General features: G+C 73.3%; 17 protein-coding genes and 2 pseudogenes. 7 read left to right on the top strand and 12 right to left on the bottom strand.

Going from position 1 to position 19,652, the window contains the following annotated elements; all coding sequences use genetic code 11:
• Positions 1–21: 21 nt before the first annotated feature.
• Positions 22–1,317, bottom strand: coding sequence for an MFS transporter (locus LIV37_RS38375; protein WP_252505888.1), 1,296 nt, complete (start codon positions 1,315–1,317; stop codon positions 22–24).
• Between the two features lie 146 nt (positions 1,318–1,463).
• On the opposite strand from LIV37_RS38375, the gene LIV37_RS38380 reads away from it, so the two are divergent.
• The 3 genes from LIV37_RS38380 (at position 1,464) to LIV37_RS38390 (ending at position 4,012) form a co-directional block, all read left to right on the top strand.
• Positions 1,464–2,210: an SAM-dependent methyltransferase gene (locus LIV37_RS38380; RefSeq protein ID WP_121825023.1), complete on the top strand. Its 747-nt coding sequence runs from the start codon at positions 1,464–1,466 to the stop codon at positions 2,208–2,210.
• Between the two features lie 37 nt (positions 2,211–2,247).
• Entirely contained in the window at positions 2,248–3,360 is a 1,113-nt protein-coding gene (locus tag LIV37_RS38385; RefSeq protein WP_020872453.1) for a methyltransferase domain-containing protein, read from the top strand.
• 61 nt (positions 3,361–3,421) lie between these two features.
• Entirely contained in the window at positions 3,422–4,012 is a 591-nt protein-coding gene (locus LIV37_RS38390) for a TetR/AcrR family transcriptional regulator (protein WP_020872454.1), read from the top strand.
• 21 nt (positions 4,013–4,033) lie between these two features.
• Here the strand turns inward: LIV37_RS38390 and LIV37_RS38395 are convergent, their stop codons facing one another.
• Positions 4,034–4,963, bottom strand: a complete 930-nt coding sequence (locus LIV37_RS38395) for a GNAT family N-acetyltransferase (RefSeq protein WP_121824026.1) — start codon at positions 4,961–4,963, stop codon at positions 4,034–4,036.
• A gap of 150 nt (positions 4,964–5,113) precedes the next feature.
• On the opposite strand from LIV37_RS38395, the gene LIV37_RS38400 reads away from it, so the two are divergent.
• On the top strand, positions 5,114–5,494 hold the full coding sequence (locus LIV37_RS38400; RefSeq protein WP_020872456.1) for a GntR family transcriptional regulator: 381 nt from the start codon (positions 5,114–5,116) through the stop codon (positions 5,492–5,494).
• Between the two features lie 73 nt (positions 5,495–5,567).
• Positions 5,568–6,356, top strand: a complete 789-nt coding sequence (ddaH, locus tag LIV37_RS38405; protein ID WP_121825022.1) for a dimethylargininase — start codon at positions 5,568–5,570, stop codon at positions 6,354–6,356.
• 76 nt (positions 6,357–6,432) lie between these two features.
• Here the strand turns inward: ddaH and LIV37_RS38410 are convergent, their stop codons facing one another.
• The 4 genes and pseudogenes from LIV37_RS38410 to LIV37_RS38425 form a co-directional block, all read right to left on the bottom strand.
• A complete protein-coding gene (locus tag LIV37_RS38410) occupies positions 6,433–7,545 on the bottom strand; it encodes a DUF5925 domain-containing protein (protein ID WP_121824025.1) in 1,113 nt (370 codons plus the stop codon).
• Between the two features lie 169 nt (positions 7,546–7,714).
• Positions 7,715–7,930: a hypothetical protein gene (locus LIV37_RS52170; protein WP_020872459.1), complete on the bottom strand. Its 216-nt coding sequence runs from the start codon at positions 7,928–7,930 to the stop codon at positions 7,715–7,717.
• Positions 7,931–7,946: 16 nt separating this feature from the next.
• Positions 7,947–8,636, bottom strand: a pseudogene (locus LIV37_RS38420) (lipopolysaccharide biosynthesis protein); the annotation flags it as partial.
• A complete protein-coding gene (locus LIV37_RS38425) occupies positions 8,522–9,085 on the bottom strand; it encodes a hypothetical protein (RefSeq protein ID WP_243146092.1) in 564 nt (187 codons plus the stop codon). The pseudogene LIV37_RS38420 and the gene LIV37_RS38425, both read right to left, overlap by 115 nt.
• A 440-nt stretch (positions 9,086–9,525) precedes the next feature.
• On the opposite strand from LIV37_RS38425, the gene LIV37_RS38430 reads away from it, so the two are divergent.
• Positions 9,526–10,332, top strand: a complete 807-nt coding sequence (locus LIV37_RS38430) for an SGNH/GDSL hydrolase family protein (protein ID WP_020872462.1) — start codon at positions 9,526–9,528, stop codon at positions 10,330–10,332.
• 716 nt (positions 10,333–11,048) lie between these two features.
• Here LIV37_RS38430 and LIV37_RS38435 read toward each other — a convergent pair.
• From LIV37_RS38435 to LIV37_RS38450, 4 genes and pseudogenes are all read right to left on the bottom strand, one after another.
• A pseudogene (locus LIV37_RS38435) lies at positions 11,049–11,918 on the bottom strand (serine/threonine-protein kinase); the annotation flags it as partial.
• Between the two features lie 17 nt (positions 11,919–11,935).
• Positions 11,936–13,429 (bottom strand): nickel/cobalt transporter, encoded by a 1,494-nt coding sequence (locus tag LIV37_RS38440; protein WP_243146249.1) that lies wholly within the window; start codon positions 13,427–13,429, stop codon positions 11,936–11,938.
• A 185-nt stretch (positions 13,430–13,614) separates the two neighbouring features.
• Positions 13,615–14,985, bottom strand: coding sequence for a tetratricopeptide repeat protein (locus LIV37_RS38445; protein ID WP_214663125.1), 1,371 nt, complete (start codon positions 14,983–14,985; stop codon positions 13,615–13,617).
• A gap of 139 nt (positions 14,986–15,124) precedes the next feature.
• Positions 15,125–16,639, bottom strand: a complete 1,515-nt coding sequence (locus tag LIV37_RS38450) for a DUF4331 domain-containing protein (protein WP_020872466.1) — start codon at positions 16,637–16,639, stop codon at positions 15,125–15,127.
• A 222-nt stretch (positions 16,640–16,861) separates the two neighbouring features.
• On the opposite strand from LIV37_RS38450, the gene LIV37_RS38455 reads away from it, so the two are divergent.
• Positions 16,862–17,125, top strand: a complete 264-nt coding sequence (locus LIV37_RS38455) for a hypothetical protein (RefSeq protein ID WP_121824024.1) — start codon at positions 16,862–16,864, stop codon at positions 17,123–17,125.
• A 169-nt stretch (positions 17,126–17,294) separates the two neighbouring features.
• On the opposite strand, the gene LIV37_RS38460 is transcribed toward LIV37_RS38455, so the two are convergent.
• Together LIV37_RS38460 and LIV37_RS38465 are read right to left on the bottom strand one after the other, a co-directional pair.
• The gene (locus tag LIV37_RS38460) at positions 17,295–18,503 is read right to left on the bottom strand and encodes a type ISP restriction/modification enzyme (protein WP_020872468.1); all 1,209 of its coding nucleotides are present in this window, start codon (positions 18,501–18,503) and stop codon (positions 17,295–17,297) included.
• A gap of 382 nt (positions 18,504–18,885) precedes the next feature.
• Positions 18,886–19,635: a GntR family transcriptional regulator gene (locus LIV37_RS38465; protein WP_121825021.1), complete on the bottom strand. Its 750-nt coding sequence runs from the start codon at positions 19,633–19,635 to the stop codon at positions 18,886–18,888.
• Positions 19,636–19,652: the final 17 nt, after the last annotated feature.

Below are 19,652 nucleotides of genomic sequence, written 5' to 3' on the forward strand. Positions count from 1 at the left end.
CACGGGCCCGGTCACACCGGCTCATCCGGGCCCGCCCCGCGTCCCGGTGGGCTCGCGAGGAGCCGATGCCATGGGTGCGGATACGGAGGGGCGGGTCGTGCGGATCAGCCATCCCGTGGTGATCAGGCACACCGCGGAGACGGCGCAGAGGATCAGCGGTACGGCGCGGACACCCGCGAGTTCGATCGCCTTGCCGAGCGCGGGCGGTGCGGCGACCCCGCCGACCATCGAGGCCGCCATGACCAGCGCCCCGGCCCGGTGGGCGCGCGGCGCCGCCCGGAGCAGCCAGGGCAGCCCGGTGGGGAAGATCGGCGCGATGAACAGCCCGGCGCCCGCGTACGCGTACGGGGCCGCCGCCGGGATCGCGGCCAGCAGCAGACACCCCGTCATCCCCGCACAGCTCACCGCGATGATCGCCTGGGCGGACCAGCGCAGGGCGAGCGGGGCGACGAGGAAGCGGCCGACCGTCATCATCAGCCAGAAGGCGGAGGTAGCGGAGGCGGCGGCGGTCGCCCCGTAACCGACGGTCTCCAGATGGGTCGGCTCCCAGCCGCCGACGCCCGACTCGATGGCGACGTGGAGGACGTAGAGGACGACGAAGGCGCCGAGGACGGTGGCTAGGCTGCGGGCGCGGGCGCGGGCGCGGGCGCGGGCGCGGTGGCGCGCGCCGGTGCCGGTGCTGGTGCCCGTGCCGGTGCCGGTGCCCGTTTCAGGGTCCCCGCCACGCGGCGGGGCCTCGTCGCGCACCCCGGCCAGACACAGCAGCAGCGGCAGCGTGAGCGCGGCGAAGCCGAGGAAGACGGCGGGGTAGTGGGCGGCCCCTACCAGGCCGATGAGGGCCGGGCCGAGGACGGCGCCGATGCCGAAGTGGGCGTTGAGGATGTTGAGCATGGCGGCGCTGCGGTGCCCGAAGCCGACGGCGAAGAGTTGGTTCAGCCCGTAGTCGATCCCGCCGAAGCCCAGCCCCGCGAGGAGCGCCAGACCCATGGCGACCGGCCAGGTGGGCGCGAGCGCGAACCCGGCCGCGCCACCCGCCATGAGCAGGTAGGACCAGCCCAGCAGCCGGCGGTTGCCGATCCGGCCGAAGAGCCGGTCGAAGACGAGGACACCCGCCACCGCGCCGATGAAATGCGCGCTCAGACCGACCCCGGCCGCCGAAGGCGACAGCCCGTAGGTGTCGCGCAGGGCGGGGATCGACGGCCCGTAGAGCGCCTGGAGCGCGCCGATGAGGACGAAGCCGACGCAGGAGGCGGCCACGGCGGCGCGGCTGAAGAGCTGGGGAGGTGGTGGTGAGGGGGTGCTCGTTGGTTGCTCCAAGGAGTCCACGAGGGGGAGTGTTACCGCTAACATGTGGGCCGTCAAGGGTGTTTGGCGGCGGTTGGCCAGCGCGCTCGGCGCCCCGGAGGCGACCCGAGCCCGGAAAAGGAGCTGCGGAGCGGGTGGGGCCTTGCCACGCTGTGCGGATGGACCGTCAACGGAGATCCCATCTCGCGCACGCCGACCATCCGATCGCCGCCCCGATCGCCGACGAGTCGGTGGCCCGACTGCTCGACCGGGCGGTGGCGGACGAGGCCGACCGCGCCCTCGACCTCGGCTGCGGAGGCGGCGAATGGCTGCGGCGGCTGCTGGTCCGCTATCCGTGGATGCGCGCCGAGGGGGTGGACATCCACACCGCGGCCCTGGAGCAGGCGCGCGAGGGCGCGGAGGAATCCGAGGTCGCGGACCGGCTGGTCCTCCATGAGATGGACGCCGCGGTCTTCGCCTCGGCGCACCGCTTCGACGTGGTCCTGAGCGTCGGCGCCGCGCACGCCTTCGGCGGCCTGCTGCCCACTCTCGCGGCGGCGCGCGAACTCCTCGCCCCGGACGGCCATGTCCTCGTGGGCGACGGCTTCTGGGAGCGCGAACCCGACGCCGCCGCCCTCTCCGCGCTGGGCGCCACCTGGGACGACTACGCGGACCTCGCGACGACCGTCGACCGAGTGGTCGCGGACGGCTGGACGCCGGTCTACGGCCATGTCAGCACGGCCGGGGAGTGGGACGACTACGAGTGGTCCTGGACCGGCTCCCTCTCCCGCTGGGCCCTGGACCACCGCGAGGAACCCGACGCCCTGGACGCGTACAAAGTCGCCGCCGAACACCGATCCCAGTGGCTGAGCGGCTACCGCGGCACCCTGGGCTTCGTCACGCTCGTGCTGCGGCGGAGTCCCTGACCCGGGCGTTGTCGGTGGCCGGTGCGACCATCGCGGTATGGGTGCAGAGAGCTCGGCCAACGCCTACTGGGACGCCGCCGCCGCGGGCTTCGACGATGAGCCGGATCATGGGCTGCGGGACCCGGCCGTGCGGGCGGCGTGGGCCGGGCGGTTGCGGAAGTGGTTGCCCGGGCGGGGCGTGGATGTGCTTGACCTCGGGTGCGGCACGGGGAGCCTCGCGTCGCTCGCGGCCGGGTGGGGGCATCGGGTGACGGGGGTCGACCGGTCGCCGCGCATGGTCGAGCTGGCGCGGGCGAAGCTGGCCGGGACGGGGGCCAGGGTGGTCGTCGGGGACGCGGCGGAGCCGCCCGTGGGGGAGGGGCGGTTCGATGTCGTGCTGGTGCGGCATCTGCTGTGGATGCTGCCGGATCAGCGGGCGGTGCTGCGGCGTTGGGTGCGGCTGCTGCGGCCGGGTGGGCGGCTGGTGCTGATCGAGGGGCGGTGGGGCGAGTCCGAGCCCGTCGGGCTGACCGCCGCCGAGCTGTCCGCGCTGGTCGGGCCGTTGACGGAGCGGCTGTCGGTTGAGCAGCTCGCGCCGGACGCGGCGCTGTGGGGGCGGGCCGTGCGCGACGAGCGGTATGCCCTGGTGGCGGACCTCGCGCCGGTGCGGCGGCATCGGGAGATCGTCGATGTGCATCTGATCCTGCGCCGGGGCGGCGACGTCCTGCTCGCGCGGCGGGCGAACACGGGTTATGCGGATGGGCTGCTGCATGCCCCGTCCGGGCATGTCGAGGACGGTGAGGACGTGCGGGCCGCGATGATCCGGGAGGCGGCAGAGGAGATCGGGATCAGCCTCGGCCCGGACGAGGTGCGGGCCGTGCTCGTGTTGCAGCACAAGGCGCCGACGGGGGACGCCCGTACGGGGTGGTTCTTCGAGGCCGAGGTGGGGGATCGAGGGGAGGGCGGGTGCGAGCCTGTCAATCGGGAGCCGGAGAAGTGTTCCGAGCTGGGCTGGTTCCCGCTGGACGCGTTGCCGGACGACATGGTGGCGTACTGCCGCGCGGGCCTCGAGGCGTATCGCGCGGGGCACCGGTTCGCCCTCCACTGGCATGAGCCGGACGACCCCATCGCGTACGCCCCCGAGGGGTCCGATCGGCTGACCCCGCTCTGATGGCCGGAGATTCTGGGACGTTGTCCCGGTTAGCTAGACTCGAGCGCGAAGGGAGGGTGCGGTGAACGACAACGATCGAGACGCGGAGCGCGCGGCCCGGCCCAAGCGGGCGGACGCGCGGCGCAACGAGAAGGCGCTGCTCGAGGCCGCCGCCGCGGTGTTCGTCAGCTCGGGCGTGGAAGCGCCGATACGCGATATCGCGGCCAAGGCCGGTGTCGGGACGGCCACGATCTACCGCCACTTCCCGACCCGAGCCGACCTCATCGTCGCCGTCTACCGGCACCAGGTCGAGGCCCTCGCCGAAGCCGCTCCCGCGCTGCTGGCGAGCGGCGAGACCCCGCACGCCGCGCTGGGCCGGTGGATCGACCTCTTTGTCGACTTCCTGGTCACCAAGCACGGCCTCGCCGCCGTGCTCCAGTCCGATGACCCCTGCTTCGACCCCCTGCACTCCTACTTCATCGACCGGCTCCTGCCCGTGTGCGACGAGCTGCTCGACGCCGCGGTCGACGCCGACGAGATCCGCTCCGGGCAGGACGCCTATGAGCTGATGCGCGGCGTCGGCAGCCTCTGCGCGGGCGCCGGTGACAACCCCCGCTATGACGCACGCCGTCTCGTCGGGCTGCTCATCTCGGGGCTGCGCCAATCGCGCTGACCCGCTGATGCGCCGACGCGGTTACGCCGAGAGTTCCCGTACGTAGCGCCACTCCGTGGCCGCCGGTTCGTAGCCGAACCACTTGTTGACCGCCAGCATCGGACCGTTGTCGCCGTCGTTGCCGGTGAACGCCTCCCGGCAGCCCGCCGACCGGGCGCGGTGCAGCGCGTCGTTCTTGGCCAGCTTGGCCAGACCGCGGCCGCGGAAGGCGCGGCGGGTGCCCGTCATACCGGACCAGTAGCGGCCCCGGCCGTCCGTGTGGGCCACGCTGTAGGCGGCCACCGCGCCGTCCACCACCGCCACCGACGTCAGCTCGCGGTCCAGCGCGGGATGTTCCCAGGTCAGGGCCAGCCACTCGGTGTACGGCGGCGCGGTCGTGGCCACGTCGCCCGGCTCGTCCACCGTGCACTCCGCGTCCGCCTCGTACAGCGGACGCGGATCGTCCGCGAAGTCCGCCGCCGTGCGCAGCTCCACCCCGTCCGGGAGGCCGCCCGCGCTCAGCGGCGGCAGCGCCGCCGCCGTCAGGTCCAGCCGCTGGACGCGGGAGCAGCGGCCGCGCCGATAGCCGCGCCGTTCGGCGAAGGTGACGGCGGACACCTCGTCCAGCGTCCAGGCGAAGATCTTCGCCGTGCCCAGCCCGGACAGATACTCCTCCGCCGCGGTCACCAGCGCCGAACCCGCGCCCCGCCCACGCGCCCCCGCGATCACCGTCGTATTGGCGAAGGCCAGCCCCGGCGCGTCGCTGTCGTGGCAGACGCCCATCTCGCTCGAGCCCACCACCTGCCCGTCCGCCTCGGCGACCAGCAGCCGGTGGTGCTGTTCGACGGGCGCGCTCTCCGACTCCCAGACCACCGTCCGGGGTGTGGTCACCAGATAGGGGAAGGCGGAGCTCCGCGCCGCCGCCACGGCCTCCGCGTCGGTGGCCCGGAATTCCCGCACAGTCATGGTCATGGTTGCGCAGATTACGGCCTGTCAGCCCGGCCCGCCCCCCAATTTGCGCAGCTCGTGGGCTAGATCACCGGGACCATGCGGTTCCCCTCGACCTGGCACACAATGGGTGCCACAAACACCGTCCCGCACCCCCGCCCCAGGAGCCCCAACGTGGCCTTGCAGATCACCGTCGACCAGGACGCGGCGACCGCCCCCTTCGAGCAGATCCGCGCGCGGATCGCCGAGCTGGCCCACTCCGGCGCGCTTCCCGTGGGCTACAAGCTGCCCACCGTACGCGGCCTCGCCGAGGAGCTGGGGCTGGCCGCGAACACCGTCGCCAAGGCGTACCGGGCCCTGGAGTCGGACGGTGTGATCGAGACCCGCGGCCGCCACGGCACCTTCATCGCGGCGGCGGGCGACGCGACCCTGCGCCGGGCCGCCGAGGCCGCCCAGACCTACGCCCAGCGGGCGCGGCGGCTGGGCCTGGACCGCGCGGCCGCCCTCGCCACCGTCGAGGACGCGCTGCGCGCGGTATACGGCGACGCCGAGTGACCCGGCCGGGGTGGCTCAGGCAGTGCCCCCGCCTGACATGCTGTCCCCCATGACCAGCGCGCTGCCCAACCCCATGACCGGCCGTACGACCAGCCGCAAAGCCCTCGTCCGGCGCCCCAGCCCCCGCCTCGCCGACGGGCTCGTCACCCATATCGACCGCACCCCGGTCGACCCCGCGCTGGCCCTGCGGCAGTGGGAGGTCTACGTCGTGGCGCTGCGCGCGCACGGGTGGGAGACGGTCGAGCTGCCCGCGCTGGACGACTGCCCGGACGGGGTGTTCGTCGAGGACACCATGGTCGTCCACCGCAACGTCGCGGTGATGGGCCGCCCCGGCGCCGAGTCCCGCAGGCCCGAGACCGCGACCGCCGAGGAGGCCGTGACCGGCCTCGGCTGCTCGCTGAACCGGATCCGCGAGCCGGGGACGCTGGAGGGCGGGGACGTCCTGAAGATCGGCGACACCCTCTACGTGGGACGCGGCGGACGCACCAGCGGCGACGGCATCCGCCAGCTGCGCGCCGCGCTGGAGCCGCTGGGCGCGCGAGTGGTGGCCGTACCGGTCAGCAAGGTGCTCCACCTGAAGTCGGCGGTCACCGCGCTGCCGGACGGCACCGTCATCGGCTATCCGCCGCTGGTGGACGACCCGGCCGCGTTCCCCCGCTTCCTCCCCGTCCCCGAGGAGTCCGGCGCCCATGTGGTGCTGCTCGGCGGCGGCAAGCTGCTGATGGCGGCGAGCGCGCCGCGCAGCGCCGAGCTGTTCGCCGACCTCGGCTATGAGCCGGTGCCGGTGGACATCAGCGAGTTCGAGAAGATGGAGGGCTGTGTGACCTGCCTGTCCGTACGGCTGCGGGGGCTGTACGGCTGAGCCGGGCCCCCGGTGGGCGTCTCACGGACGCCCCCGGTGGGCCCTCGGTGGGCGGCTCGGAGGCACAGCCGGCGGCTCAGAGGTACAGCCCCGCGTTGGACTCCGCCGATTGCGACGGCACGGCGGGCGGCCGGGTGCCGCGCCGCAGCGCGTACAGCTCCGCGAGCGTCGCCCCGTCCCGCCCGATGACACCCTCCCGGTCGTCGACCTCCCCACCGAGCCAGGTGACCGCCTCCGGCCGGGTCAGCTTGCCGACCTCGATCCGGGCCAGACACCGGCCGGGCCGGACCACCGCCGGATGCAGCCGCTCCAGGTCCTCGTTGGTGGTCACCCCGACCAGCACATTGCGCCCCTGCCCGAGCAGACCGTCCGTCAGGTTCAGCAGCCGGGACAGCGCCTGCCCCGCGGTGTGCTTGGCCTCGCCGCGGATCAGCTCGTCGCAGTCCTCCAGGAGCAGCAGCCGCCAGCGTCCCTTGGCCGTGCCGTCGTCCTCGCCGATCGCGATGTCCATCAGATAGCCCACGTCGGTGAACAGCCGCTCCGGGTCCAGGACGCAGTCCACCTGGCACCAGTCCCGCCAGGAGCGGGCCAGGGTGCGCAGTGCCGAGGTCTTGCCGGTGCCGGGCGGGCCGTGCAGCAGCAGGAGGCGGCCGGCGATGTCGTCCGGGGTGACCTTCATCAGCCCGTCCATCGCCTCGGCCACCGGCGCCGTGTAGTTGTCGCGGATCTCCTCCCAGGTCCCGGCCGAGATCTGCCGCGTGGTGCGGTGCGGGCCGCGCCGCGGCGAGACGTACCAGAAGCCCATCGCCACGTTCTCCGGCTGCGGCTCCGGCTCGTCCTCCGCCCCGTCCACGGCCTGGTGCAGCACCTTCTCGGCCAGGGCGTCGTCCACTGCGGTCACGGTCACGTCCGCCCCCCGGTTCCACCGGGAGATCAGCAGGGTCCAGCCGTCGCCCTCGGCGAGCGTCGCGCTGCGGTCGTCGTCACGGGCCGCGCGCAGCACGGTCGCGGACGGCGGCAGCAACGTGGCGCCCGACCTCACCCGGTCGACGGAGTGACTGCGGGCGTACGGCTGCTCGCCGGTCGCGAAGCGTCCCAAAAAGAGCGCGTCGACGACATCCGACGGCGAATCGCTGTCATCGACGTTCAGCCGGATGGGAAGGGACTTTTCGGCGGGTGTCGTAGGCAGGGTCTGCCTCCTGAGAACGGGGGGCCTGGTGCGTCGGTCAGCGCACCCGCCCCCATGATCCAGGACGGAGGGCGAGGGCGCACCAAGGTTTGTCGCCGTTTACCGAGCTGTTCCACGGAAGCCCACCGGAATGGGGGCGTTCACGGATGCTCTCACCCGTTGTGGGGCGCTAAGGGCCCCAGGGAAGGGAACGGGACGGGTTGGCCAGGTTATGGCAGAAGAGGCGCCGGCGGACCGGTGCGTTGCTCGGCGTCGGCATGGCCACGCTGGCGCTGCTGGTGACGAGTTCCCGCCCGGCACCGCCTTCCGCTCCGTGCAGATCGCCGCCGACGACCGGCCCGATGTCCAGGTCCTCGCCGACGATGACGCGGCGCTGGTCGTGCACACCCTCGACCGGCCGATCAAGGCGAAGATCGACGGCCGGTCGTTCGGGATGGCCGCACCAGCGACGCCACCACCACGATCAGCAGCGGCACCGCGAACCAGAACGAGCCCTGCAGCCAGTGCAGCCGCCGTACGCTCGACCGCACCGCCACCCGCACCACCCCGCGCGCCGCCAGCAGCAGCGTCAGCGCCACCGCCGCCAGCGCCCCCACCACCGACCACGGCGTCCAGGCGACCAGCGGACCGGTCGGCCCCGGCGCGGGCTCCGGCACGGGCCCGCGCGGCTGCCGCTTCAGCTCGTACAGCGCCGCGTCCCCGTTCGCGAACACCCGGCGCAACTCGGCGCGCTGGTCCAGGGAGCGCCGCAGCCGCTCCTGCCAGTGGTCGGCACAGCCGGAGTCGAGGGTGAGACAGGTGGACTGGCCGCGGCCCACCATCAGATACGAGTGCGGCCCGGCCGTGCGCAGCGCCGTGACCAGGCTGCCGACCAGCACCGGATCGCGCGGCGCCAGGGTGGGCTCGTAGCGGACCCGCTCCATGTCGCGGGCGCCCCACGGCATCGCGGGGGTGACGTTGTTGATGGGGTCGTCGCTCATCCACAGCACCCGTACGGTCGGCTTGTCATGGGCGTAGACGTACTCCATCGCCGCCACCTCGCCCGGCCGCACCCGCTCGAACGTCTCATTGCCCCAGCGCGCCACCAGGAATCACGGCCCTCGCTCCCCGCGCGCGACTCCCCTTCGACGGCGACGCGCCCCTTCGGCGCACTCGCCGGCCGCCGCGCGAGTCGGGTGAGCAGCGTCGGCACCAGGATCAGCAGGCTCACGGCCCCCACCGCCGCCACCCCGCCGCGCGCCGACCACATCCGCAGCGCCAGCATCGCCTCCGCCACCAGCAGATCCAGCGCGAGCGTGTCCGGCACCGCCAGCACCGGGCGGGCCAGCGCGTCCAGCCCGCGCAGCGCGCTGCCTATGGCCAGCGCGGGCGCCGCGAGCAGGAAGAACAGTGTGAACGGCGCCCGCAGCGGTGAGTGGACGTCGGCCAGCGCGAGTGCCGCGCCGAGGCCCGCGCCGAGGCCCGCGATGCCCACCGCGGCGCCCACGATCACCGGCAGTGAAGCCCGATCCGCCGGTCTGTTGTCAGTGATGGTACGCATTGGCGACTTTGCCCCCCGAAGCGCCGGATGCCGGGCTTCAATGTCGCGCAGTCGACGGATGCCGTCAAGACGGAGAAAGCGTGCGAACGCGTCATGGACGGGCGGTCGGTTGAGCCCTCATCAGCGCTGGTCGCGCCGTATGCGCCGGTCGCGCGCCGGGGGTGTTCGGGTGGGGTGTTCGGGCGCCGCGCGGTGACTCATCCGGGGTGTCGTGTGGTGACTCATCCGGATTCCATCCGACCTATAGACGTATCAGCCGCGTATCGAAAGATTTTTGCCAACTACCCGCATAGATCGGCCGGTTGCGCGGGATGACATATCCATGTCACACCATTGCAATCGATCCCCGCGGTGTGACTGACGGTTTCGAACGCGATTGCCCATTTTTCGGGCTATCGCGCCTCACATCGGCACAGCAGTGATCCTGCTAGGGAGATCGAATGAAACTGTCCAGACTCACGGCGACGATGGGTGCGTTCGTCGTCGGTGCCGTCCTCGCCCTCACCGGGGCCGGCTCCGCCCAGGCCACCGAGAACAGCGCGGGCCCCGCCTATGTGGCGCTGGGCGACTCCTACTCATCCGGCGTCGGCGCGGGCAGCTACGACGGCGCCAGCGGCAACTGCAAGCGCAGCACCAAGGCGTACCCCGCGCTCTGGGCCGCCTCGCACGCCCCCTCGAGCTTCAACTTCACCGCCTGCTCCGGCGCCAAGACGGGCGACGTGCTGAACAACCAGCTCGGCCCGCTGAACTCCGGCACCGGCCTCGTCTCCATCTCCATCGGCGGAAATGACGCGGGCTTCGCCGACATCATGATGACCTGCGTGCTGCAGTCCGAGTCCACCTGCATCAACGCGGTCAACAGCGCCAAGAACTTCGTCCAGAACACCCTGCCCGGCAAGCTGGACCAGGTTTACAACGCCATCAGCGCCAAGGCCCCCTCCGCACATGTCGTCGTCCTCGGCTACCCGCGGTTCTACAAGCTCAGCGGCTCCTGCGTCGTGGGCCTCAGCGAGGCCGAGCGCGCCGCGATCAACGGCGGCGCCGATGTCCTCAACTCCGTCACCGCCAAGCGCGCCGCCGACCACGGGTTCAGCTTCGGCGACGTCACCGCGACCTTCACCGGGCATGAGATCTGCTCCGGCAGCGCCTGGCTGAACAGCGTCACCATCCCCATCGACGAGTCCTACCACCCCACCGCCGCCGGTCAGTCCGGTGGCTACCTGCCGGTCTTCAGCTCAGCCGCCTGACCCGCGCCCGCCACCACTCGCAGGGGAGGAGGTCCCGCCCGCCGGGGCCTCCTCGCGGGTCCGGCGCATCCGGCGCATCCGGCGCATCCGGCGGGCCACGCGGCGGAGCCGCATAGCGATACTTTCCCCTCCCCGCCCCTTCCCGCTACCAAGGGCTTCGCCCCTGGACCCCGGGGTTCAGGGGCGGAGCCCTGGTCCGGGGGTGTGGGGCGGAGTCCAGATCCGGGGTCTGGGGCGGTGCTCCGAGCTGGGGTGTGGGGTGGAGCTCCGGTCCGGGGTCTGCGGGGTCTGGGGCGGAGCCCTAAACCGGGTGTGGGGCGGAGTCCCGGAACGGGGTCTGGGGCGGAGCCCCGAAACGGGGGCTGGAGTCCCGGAACGGGGGCTGGGGCGGAGTCCCAGTTGAGGGAAGGGGCGGGTGGGGGAAAGCAGCCCGCCGCAGGCGTCACGGTCCGTCGGACACCCCTAGCCGCCGTTGTTCAGCAGCGCCCAAGCCAACCCGCCCAGCGACAGGACGGCCAGCAACACCCCGGCCACCAAGGCCGCCACCGCGGCCCGCTGCCGCCGGGGCGGCGGTGGCTCATCGGCGAGCCCCGCCGGACCATCCGGGACGAGGGGATACGCGGGCGTCGCACCGGGCTCCGGTAACCGGCCCAGCGGCTCCGTCTCCGCCATGGCGGCAGGCCCGAAGGCGTTCGAGGACGACACCGAGCCGCCCGCCGGTGTGCCTCCCGCGGCCACCAGCCGCAGCAGCCGCTCCGCCGCCGCCGCCGGAAGCCGCCGCCGCGGATCCTTGTCCAGCAGCCCCTCCAGTACGGAGGTGAGCGGCCCGGCCCGGCGCGGCTCGGGCAGCGACTCGTCCACCACGGCGCGCAGTGTGCTCAGCGGCGTGTCCTGGCGGAACGGCGAGACCCCCTCCACCGCCGCGTACAGCAGCACGCCCAGCGACCACAGATCCGCCTCCGGGCCCGGCGACCGCCCCAGGGCGCGCTCCGGGGCGAGGAACTCCGGGGAGCCCACGAGCTCCCCGGTCAGCGTCAGCGCCGCATCGCCCTCCACCACCGCTATCCCGAAGTCGGTGAGCACCACCCGGCCGTCGTTGGCCATCAGCACATTGCCCGGCTTCACGTCCCGGTGCAGCACGCCCACCGCATGCGCGGCGCGCAGCGCGGCCAGCACCTCGGCGCCGACGCGCGCGGCCCGCGCGGGCGGCAGCGGCCCCTCGGCGTCGAGCACATCGGCCAGCGACAGGCCGCGCACCAACTCCATCACGATCCACGGGCGGCCCTCCATGGCCACGTCGTAGACGGTGACCACATTGCGGTGCGTGACCCGCGCCGCCGCCCGGCCCTCGCGCTCCATCCGCGCGTACAGCCGGTCGATGTCGCGGTCCCCGAGCCCGGCGGGGGCGCGCACTTCCTTGATGGCGACCTCGCGGCCCAGCGCCTCGTCGTACGCGCGCCACACCACGCCCATGCCGCCCCGGCCCAACTCGCCCAGCAGGCGGTAACGGCCGCCGCCCACCCGCTCGCCCTGCCGCCCCGAACCCTCTTCGCTCATGGCCGAGCCCCTCCCCCTCAACCGAGCAATTCGGGCTGAATGTACCTCAACCGAGCGTGGTTGCCGCCCCCCTCAGCACCAATCCGCACCCCAACGCGAGGACGATGGCGGCGGTCCCGACGGGCGAGGCGCGGCGCACCGCCCCCAGGAGCCGGTCGATCCGGCCCCCGGACCCCTTGCGCGCCGCCAGCCGCTCCGTGGCCCGCACGCCCAGGCGCACCGCGGTGAACCCGGCCAGCGTGAGCGTCAGCGCCAGCCCGAGCCCGTACGCCACCACCAGGACGAAGCCGAACCACGCCTGGCCCAGCGCGGACGCGCCGACGAGCACGATGACGGCGGAGGGGCTGGGCACCATGCCCCCGGCGAACCCGAGCAGCAGCGTGCCGCGCAGGGTGGGACGCACCTCGTGGGTGTGGGTGTGACCGTCGCCGTGGTCATGGGTGTGCGTATGGCCGTGGCCGTGGCCGTGCTCCTGGTCGTGTGTATGCGCGTGGCCGTGGCCGTGATCGTGGCTGTGGGCGCGCGTATGCCGATGGCGGCGCAGTGCCTTGCGGAGCAGCCCCGCCCCGGCCACCGCCACCAGCACACCGCTCGCGATGCCCAGCCATGAGATCACCGAGGGGACGGCCGCCGAACCCGCCGTGACCAGCAGCCCCAGCGCGAACACCCCCAAGGTGTGGGTGACCGTCACCGACGCGCCCAGCGCCAGTACGTCGCGCAGCGCGCTGCGCCCGCCCGCCGCGGCGGCCGCCGCCATCATCGTCTTGCCGTGGCCGGGGGCCAGGGCGTGCATCGCGCCCAGCAGGACGGCCGTGGCGAAGGCCGTAAGGGCGAAGCCGAAGGTGATGTCATGGCGCGCCACCATCGAGGTGAGCGCCTGCGTCCACCGGTCCACACCGCGCGGCAGCACCGAAGAGCCCACCGCCTCGTCCCGGTCGGACTCGGCCGCGTTCGCCAGCGCGGGGCCGCCCGCCTCGACCTTGAGCGCGGCCGACCGCTGGTCGAGCGGCGAGGACAGCTGCCCCGCCGGATAGCGGACCAGCCGGTGGGAGGCGGAGGTCTTGGGGACGTTGGTGTTGGTGAGCGTCATACGGTCGCCCTGTGCCGTCACCTCCCGCCAGCCGGGGCCCGTACCGATGTCACGCGGGCGGTACGCGACCGTCGCCCGTTCGCCGTCGCCCAGCGCGGCCGTGAGGCGGCACTCCACCCGCAGTGTCGGCAGCCCGGCCTGTCCGGGGCGCTGACGGGCCTGCGCGCGCCCGGCGCGTACGGGCACCTCGCGCCCGTCGACCGTCAGCCGCCCCCCCTCCGCCGCGCCGGCGCACCGGCGCGCCGCCCACGCGCCCAACTCCCGCCCGGACAGCGCGTCGTCGCCGTCGCGGTCGATCTCCGGCTTCGCCTGGGCGGCGGGGATCTCGGCGAGGTCCTCGACATGGTCGACCCGCAGCGTCCCGGGGGTGACCACGAGCCCGTCGTAACGGTTGACGGTGAAGTTCCCGAGCGGATGCGCCTCGGCACTCCCCGCAGGCAACACCACCATCGCCACGGCCCCCAGCAGCACCCCAACGGCCGCCGCCCGCCACCGGGCGCGCCACCCGGGGCTCCGGGTCTCATCGGCACCACTTCGGCGGCGTTGCCCAACGCCGACACGGCTTCGGCGGCGCAGCCCTGGCCGGGGGGCCCGGGGCTGGTCCTCGGTTCGGGGAGGGGCGGGGTGGGGGAGTGTCATCGGGTGGCCCCCAGTTCCTTCAGTGCCGCCTTCGCCGCCCTCGCGCCCGTCGGCGAGAAGCCCGGGTTGAGGTCGAGCGCGGCCTTCAGGTGGCGGCGTGCCGATCCGTCCTCGCCGAGGGACTTCTCGATGGCGCCCCGGTGGTAGAGGAACGCCGCGTTGCGGTAGCCCGGTTCGGCGGCGCGTTCGGCGTACTTCAGGGCTTCCTCGTCCTTGCCGTTGCGGTGCAGGGCCCAGGCCAGCGCGTCGGCGGTGTGTACGGTCCGCCGCCGGTCCCACTCGGCGCGGGCCGCCTTCAGCGCCTCCTTCACATCGCCGTGGTCGGCCGCGACCAGCGCGCTGTCCAGGTCGGTCGCCACCCCGTTGGCCCGGGCGAGCGCGATCCAGGTGTCGACCACCGAGTACTGCCCGCGCGCCTTGGAGCGGTCGCCCCGCGCCTCGTACGCCTCGCCCAGCGCCGCGAGCTCGGCGGGCAGCGGATAGCGCCGTACGACCGCCTCCAGATCGCGGATCCCCGCCTTCTGGCGGCCGTCCGCGACCGATGTGCGGCCCTGGCCCTCCAGAGCCGGGAGATAGCCGGGAACGGCGCGCAGCGCGGTGCCGTACGCGCGCCGCGCGGTGTCGTACTCGCCCTGGTTCCAGGCCAGCTGGCCGAGCGCGGTCGACACGTAGGCGATATCGCTGGGCGAGGTGGCGGAGTCCTGGGCGCGCAGCAGCACCCGGCGCGCCCCGGCCGGGTCGCCGCGCAGTTCGTGGACGTAGGCGAGGCGGGTGAAGACGGGGATGCCGGGGCGCAGGGAGTCGGCCTTCTTGGCGGCCGTGTACGCGTCCTTGTAGCGGCCCAGTTCGACGAGGGCGTCCACCCGGACGGCCAGCGCCCCCTGGCTGTAGGAGTTCACCCTCAGGGCCTTGTCGGCGTCGCGCAGCGCGCCCCGGAAGTCATGGCGGGCGGCGGCGAGCGAGGCGCGCCCGGCGAGCGCCACGTCGTTGTCGCGCGGCTCGAGGGACAGGGACCGGGCGAACGCCTTGTCCGCCTGCGGATAGCGGGTGGGGTCGCCGCTGGTCCTGGCCTGTTCGACATAGGCCGAGCCGAGACCGGCCCAGCTCTCCGCGTCCTTCGGCTCACCGCGCAGATGGGTCTGCATCGCGTCGATCTGCCGGGCGAGGCCGTCGCCGCTGAGCTGCTCGTACCGCGCGGCGGCCGGGTGCAGCGCGCGGGCGGCGTCCTGGCCGCCGCCGGACCCGTCGGACCCGCCCGGCCCGTCCGAGGCGTCGATCACGATCGAGGCGGCGGTCAGCCCGGCCGCGAGCGCGAACACCACGGCCGCGGTCCGGGCCGTAGGGGGGAGGGATGGCCGTAGAGCCATGGTGACAGCTGCCTTTCGGGATGAGCACGAACCCAGCGGAACGGAAGGGACGAACGGGTGGGGAGGAGCCTGGGCGCGGCCGCCGCGCGGGTTTCGGCGGGGCCGCGCCCGGTGGTACGGGCCCGGTGGCACCCTTGGTTCAGTGCCGGCGCACGCGCGGAGCCCGCCGGCGCGACCGCATCCAGAGGAATCCGAGGCCCAGCAGCAACACGGCCCCGCCACCGGCCGCCGCGGACCCGGCCAGCAGCATGTTGTCGTCGGAGGAGGAGCCGACGCCCGAGCCGCCGTTCAGCAGCGACTGTCCGGCGCTCTTCGAGACGGCCTTGGCATCCGAGCCGGAGCTGGGCAGCGCCAGATACGGGAACGAGCCGCCGAACTTCTGGTCGTTCTCGTCCACCGCGTCGCCCAGGTCGTTCTTCTTGCCGAGCAGCTCGCCCTCCATGGCCTGGAGCGCGATGTCGAGGACGTCGTCGGAGAGCCTGCGGCCGTTGGGGAAGCCCGCGTTGTCACCGTCCAGGACGCCCAGCCGCTTGGGGCTGCCGTTGGGTTCTATGGAGGTGTTGAGCCGTAGCTCCTCGGCGGGGCGGACGTTCGGTGGCTGGTTGAGCTTGGGCACACCGGTGAGGAACGCCTGCACCAGGTCGTCGCGCGGGGTGTCCGGCGCCTTGATCTTGTAGATCTGCTCGACCAGCTTGGGGAGTTCGGGGTCCTGGACGAACTTCAGGAACTGCCCGTCGTCCCACGGCGAGGAGGCGTTGAACTTGTCCTTGTCCTTGCGCGGGATGACCACCTCGTTGACCAGCGGGCTGCCGAGCCGGGAGACCTGGGTCCAGTCGCCGTCGGCGGTCTGGCGGTGGGTGGTGGCCCAGACTCCGATCACCGGCTGGTCCTTGGACTCGGTCAGCGCCGACGTGGGCACCTGGAGGGCCATCGACTGGACGTTGTAGCCCTTGAGGGTGTCGTTGCCGACCTCGGACATGTCGCCGCCGTACAGCAGGTCGAAGACGCGCAGATCGAGGAAGAACGGGTCGTCGGCCTGACCGGCGAAGGCGGTCGAGCCCCCGCTGTAGCCGATCTTCTGCACCGACTGGTCGCGGAGCTTGGAGTAGTCGGGCATGGACGCCTTGCCGACGTTCGACGGCGCGACCGGCAGATCGCTGCCCAGCTTGGCGCGGGCGACGGCCTTCTGATGCTTCAGCTTGATGACTTCGAGGTCGTATGTCTGGGTGAAGTTGAGGGTGGCGTCCTCGATCGAGTTCACCGGCCCGGTGTTGTAGAGGAACGTGTCGCCGTTCTTGAGGTGGTCCTTGAAGGTCCACCGGAAGAGCAGATCGCCCTGGCCGTCGCCGTCGTTGTCGACGTGCAGGTCGTAGCGGGCGTCATGGGCGAACTTGTAGAAGTTGGGGCCGCCCGCGGGGTCCTGGAACGGCAGCACATTGACGACCATGGTGGTCGTGTCCGGCTTGTCCGGGCTGACGAACGCGTAGACGTCCGTGGCGTCGTACTGCGGCTGACCGGAGATCAGCGGCGCCTCGCGGTGGCTCGAGGCCTGCGCCGTCCCGGGCTGCAATACGGCCACTCCGGCGGCCGTGAGCCCGCCGGCGGCCAGTGCGCAGCTGACCAGCGTGGCCAAGCTCTTGGTGATTGCGGTCATCCTGTAGGTCCTTCGCACGCTTGTTGGAGCAGTCCTTCATGCGGCTATTCGGACCCGGCGAACGAATGGATTGGTCGGCCCGGGAATTTGTTTGCGCGTGATAGGTATCGTCAACACCCTTGACGTGGTGGTGAATCCGGAACCTGGGATGCGTGGGTGACGGCTCGGGGAGGTAGGGTTACTCTGCCCGGGGCGGGTGCCCTCGTACGGGTGGGGAGTGTCATGGAGCAGATAACGGTACGGAGCAGGCCACGAGTGCCTGCGATCAACTGCGGAAGCGGTGCGTCCAGCGCGCGCCTCGAGCGCCATCTCGCGGTGATGGGCGGCCCTGCCGTCCCGCAGCGGGAGGCGGAGAGCGCGGCGGTGCTGATGCAGGAGCTGACCGCGCGCGATCACGCGCGCGCGAAGAACAGCCGGGGTGCGCGGGTGTCGCTGTTCGCGCCGCTGCGCCGGCTGCGCCGTTCACTGTTCGGCAACCGCGGCTGACCCGGCCGGCCCGTAGGCGTCTTCGTCGTCATCCCGGGCAGGCACGGGGTCAACCGGTTCGCTCCAGCCGGTGAGTTCCGTGCTGTGATCCACCCCACGTCGCCGTCGCCGTGGGATGCCGACGAGAAGCCACGACCGGCCGTACGGCCGGCGTTCCGAGGGATCGGGCTCAGAGCAGGGCGAACTGCCCCTCCGGGCCCTCCTCGTGATGATCCAGTACGGACGCCGGGCGCCGGGCCGCGCCGGGCACCGGCAGCACCCCCGCCCCCCGCAGCTCCGCCACGTCGATGAGCGCGCCGTCCGCCACCCGGTCGGCGAGCGCCCGCAGCTCCGGGCGCAGCTCGGCGAGCAGCGCCAGCACGGTGATCAGCTCCAGCAGCTCCGAGGTCCACGCGGACGGCCAGCCCGCCGGGCCGATCGCCTCCAGCGTGCCCGGCTCACGCGGGGCGGTGCGCTGCTCGAACCACGTCTCCAGCACCCGTACCCCGCCCGCCTGGAAGTCCCATGCGGCCCGCGGGACGGGGGAGATGCGGCCCTCGCCCAGCAGCAGGGCCTCCTCGTCCGGGTCGTAGTCCAGCGAGCCCGGCAGCCCGCTCGACGGAAGCGCGGCGCGGACATAGGGGCGCCGGCCACCCGGCATGCGCGGGCGTTCACCACTGTGCGCCCCGCGCGTGTGCAGCCACAGCGCACGGCGGCCCAGCTCCACGCCCGCTGCCCACAGCTCGGGGTCGGCGGTCAGGGGTACGGCGCACGGCGCGCCGCGCGCCGTGGCGGCGGCCCACGCCAGGAAGTCCTCGGCGGCCACCGGGCGGCCGAGCCGCGTGGTGAGGTGGTCCAGCAGCCCGGGCGCGAGATTGGGCTCCTGCCCGCCGGGACGCCGGTAGAGCGGACGGATCCGGCCGGGGCGGCCCGCGGGGGAGTGGCCGTCCGGCAGCAGCGCGGAGAAGGTGAGCACCGGGTCCGGGTCAGGTCCCGCGGCCTCGACGACATGGATCTGCCGGTCGTCCGCCACCCGCCACAGCTCGGGGCGGGCCGCGTCGATCAGCCGGTGATCCGGTATCAGCCATTGCTGGTCGAAGGGCCCGTGCGCGATCCGCACCGGCCCGGGGCACGGCCCGTCCTCGCGCGCCAGCCGGGCCGTGGAGGTGGCCTGGCCGGGCAGCTGCGGTACGGAGCTGTGCGGCGTACGGGCGCGGGTCGGCCGGAACAGCGCGGCCCGCGCCGCCTCGTCCTCGGCCCGGGTCAGCCGCTCCCAGCGCGCCCCGAGCGAGGCCGCGTCCGGTCCCATGACCCAGGCCCGCCCGAGCCGCAGTGGCCCCACGGCCCACGGCATCAGGTCACCCAGCGGCGGCGCCTCACGTTCTCCCACGCCCGGCATGGTATCGATGCCGCCCTGTCCTTCCAGGGGCTGCCCGTCGTCGTCCGCCGCCGCTCGGTGGCTGACCGGCTGGGATCTTTCCCCTCCCCGCCCCTTCCCGAAACTGGGGCTCCGCCCCAGACCCCCAGACCCCCAGACCCCCAGACCCCCAGGGCCCAGGGGCGTCCGGGGGTCTTTCCCCTTCCCGCCCCTTCCCGCGGCATCGATATGCGGCGCCGCCGCGTGGCAGGGGCTACGCCCCAGCTTCCAGCCCCTCCGGCGATTGAGGAGCGGGGTCTGGGGCGGAGCCCCCTCGCGGCGGAGCCGCAAATCGACGCTGCGTGGGAAGGGGCGGGGAGGGGACAGCCCGCCGCAGGCGGCAAAGCCCGCCGGACGACACCCTCTAGTCCGCCTCGACCGTGACCGAGAAGGAGAACCGGTCGCCCCGGTAGTGGATGCGGGCCACGTCCACCACGCGGCCGCTCTCGTCGTAGGTCACCCCCGTGTAGTGCAGGATCGGGCTGAGCAGCGGGACCTGGAGCAGCCGGGCGGTCTCGGGGTCGGCGAGGCGGGCCTCCACCGTGTCCGTGATCCGGCTGATCCGCACCCCCACCGCGTCCCGCAGCACCTTCGTCATCGGCCAGCGGGCGAGGTCCGCGAGGTCGATGCGGTCGGCGAGCTCGGGGCGGACCAGGTTCTCCGCCCAGTTGGTGGGCTCGCCGCTGTGGCCGTCCCGGCGCAGCCGGCGGTAGGCGGTCGCCTCGTCCAGGCCGGGGAAGTACTCCGCGAGCGCCGCCGGTACCGGTGCCGGGCCGTGCTCCAGCACCGTCGTCCGCTCGCCCGACTGCTGGGCCACGATCGCGTCCACCGATCCCAGCAGCCGCACCGGCGCGGCCCGCCGCGCGCCCGGCTCGATGAACGTGCCGCGCCGCCGGTGGCGGCTGATGAGCCCCTCGGTCTCCAGCTCCTTCAGCGCCTGCCGCATGGTGAGCACGCTGACCCCGTAGTGCTCGGCCAGCCGGTCCTCGGTCGGCAGCCGCAGCGGATCGTGCGGGGCCCGCCCGAGTATCGAGGCCCGCAGCGACTGCGAGACCTGGTACCACAGCGGCAACTTGCGGTTGAGGGCGAGGGAGTCGGGGGCGAAGGTGGTCACACGGTCTCCGGTCGACG

Source organism: Streptomyces rapamycinicus NRRL 5491, assembly GCF_024298965.1.
Lineage (GTDB): Bacteria > Actinomycetota > Actinomycetes > Streptomycetales > Streptomycetaceae > Streptomyces > Streptomyces rapamycinicus.

Bases quoted from the DNA above. Each gene is read 5' to 3' on its own strand.
- LIV37_RS38430 (WP_020872462.1), top strand. From the start codon at position 9,526: ATGAAACTGTCCAGACTCACGGCGACGATGGGTGCGTTCGTCGTCGGT.
- LIV37_RS38380 (WP_121825023.1), top strand. From the start codon at position 1,464: ATGGACCGTCAACGGAGATCCCATCTCGCGCACGCCGACCATCCGATC.
- LIV37_RS38385 (WP_020872453.1), top strand. From the start codon at position 2,248: ATGGGTGCAGAGAGCTCGGCCAACGCCTACTGGGACGCCGCCGCCGCG.
- ddaH (WP_121825022.1), top strand. From the start codon at position 5,568: ATGACCGGCCGTACGACCAGCCGCAAAGCCCTCGTCCGGCGCCCCAGC.
- LIV37_RS38450 (WP_020872466.1), bottom strand. From the start codon at position 16,639: ATGACCGCAATCACCAAGAGCTTGGCCACGCTGGTCAGCTGCGCACTG.
- LIV37_RS38440 (WP_243146249.1), bottom strand. From the start codon at position 13,429: ATGGTGGTGTTGCCTGCGGGGAGTGCCGAGGCGCATCCGCTCGGGAAC.
- LIV37_RS38460 (WP_020872468.1), bottom strand. From the start codon at position 18,503: ATGCCGGGCGTGGGAGAACGTGAGGCGCCGCCGCTGGGTGACCTGATG.
- LIV37_RS38425 (WP_243146092.1), bottom strand. From the start codon at position 9,085: ATGCGTACCATCACTGACAACAGACCGGCGGATCGGGCTTCACTGCCG.
- LIV37_RS38395 (WP_121824026.1), bottom strand. From the start codon at position 4,963: ATGACCATGACTGTGCGGGAATTCCGGGCCACCGACGCGGAGGCCGTG.
- LIV37_RS38455 (WP_121824024.1), top strand. From the start codon at position 16,862: ATGGAGCAGATAACGGTACGGAGCAGGCCACGAGTGCCTGCGATCAAC.
- LIV37_RS38445 (WP_214663125.1), bottom strand. From the start codon at position 14,985: ATGGCTCTACGGCCATCCCTCCCCCCTACGGCCCGGACCGCGGCCGTG.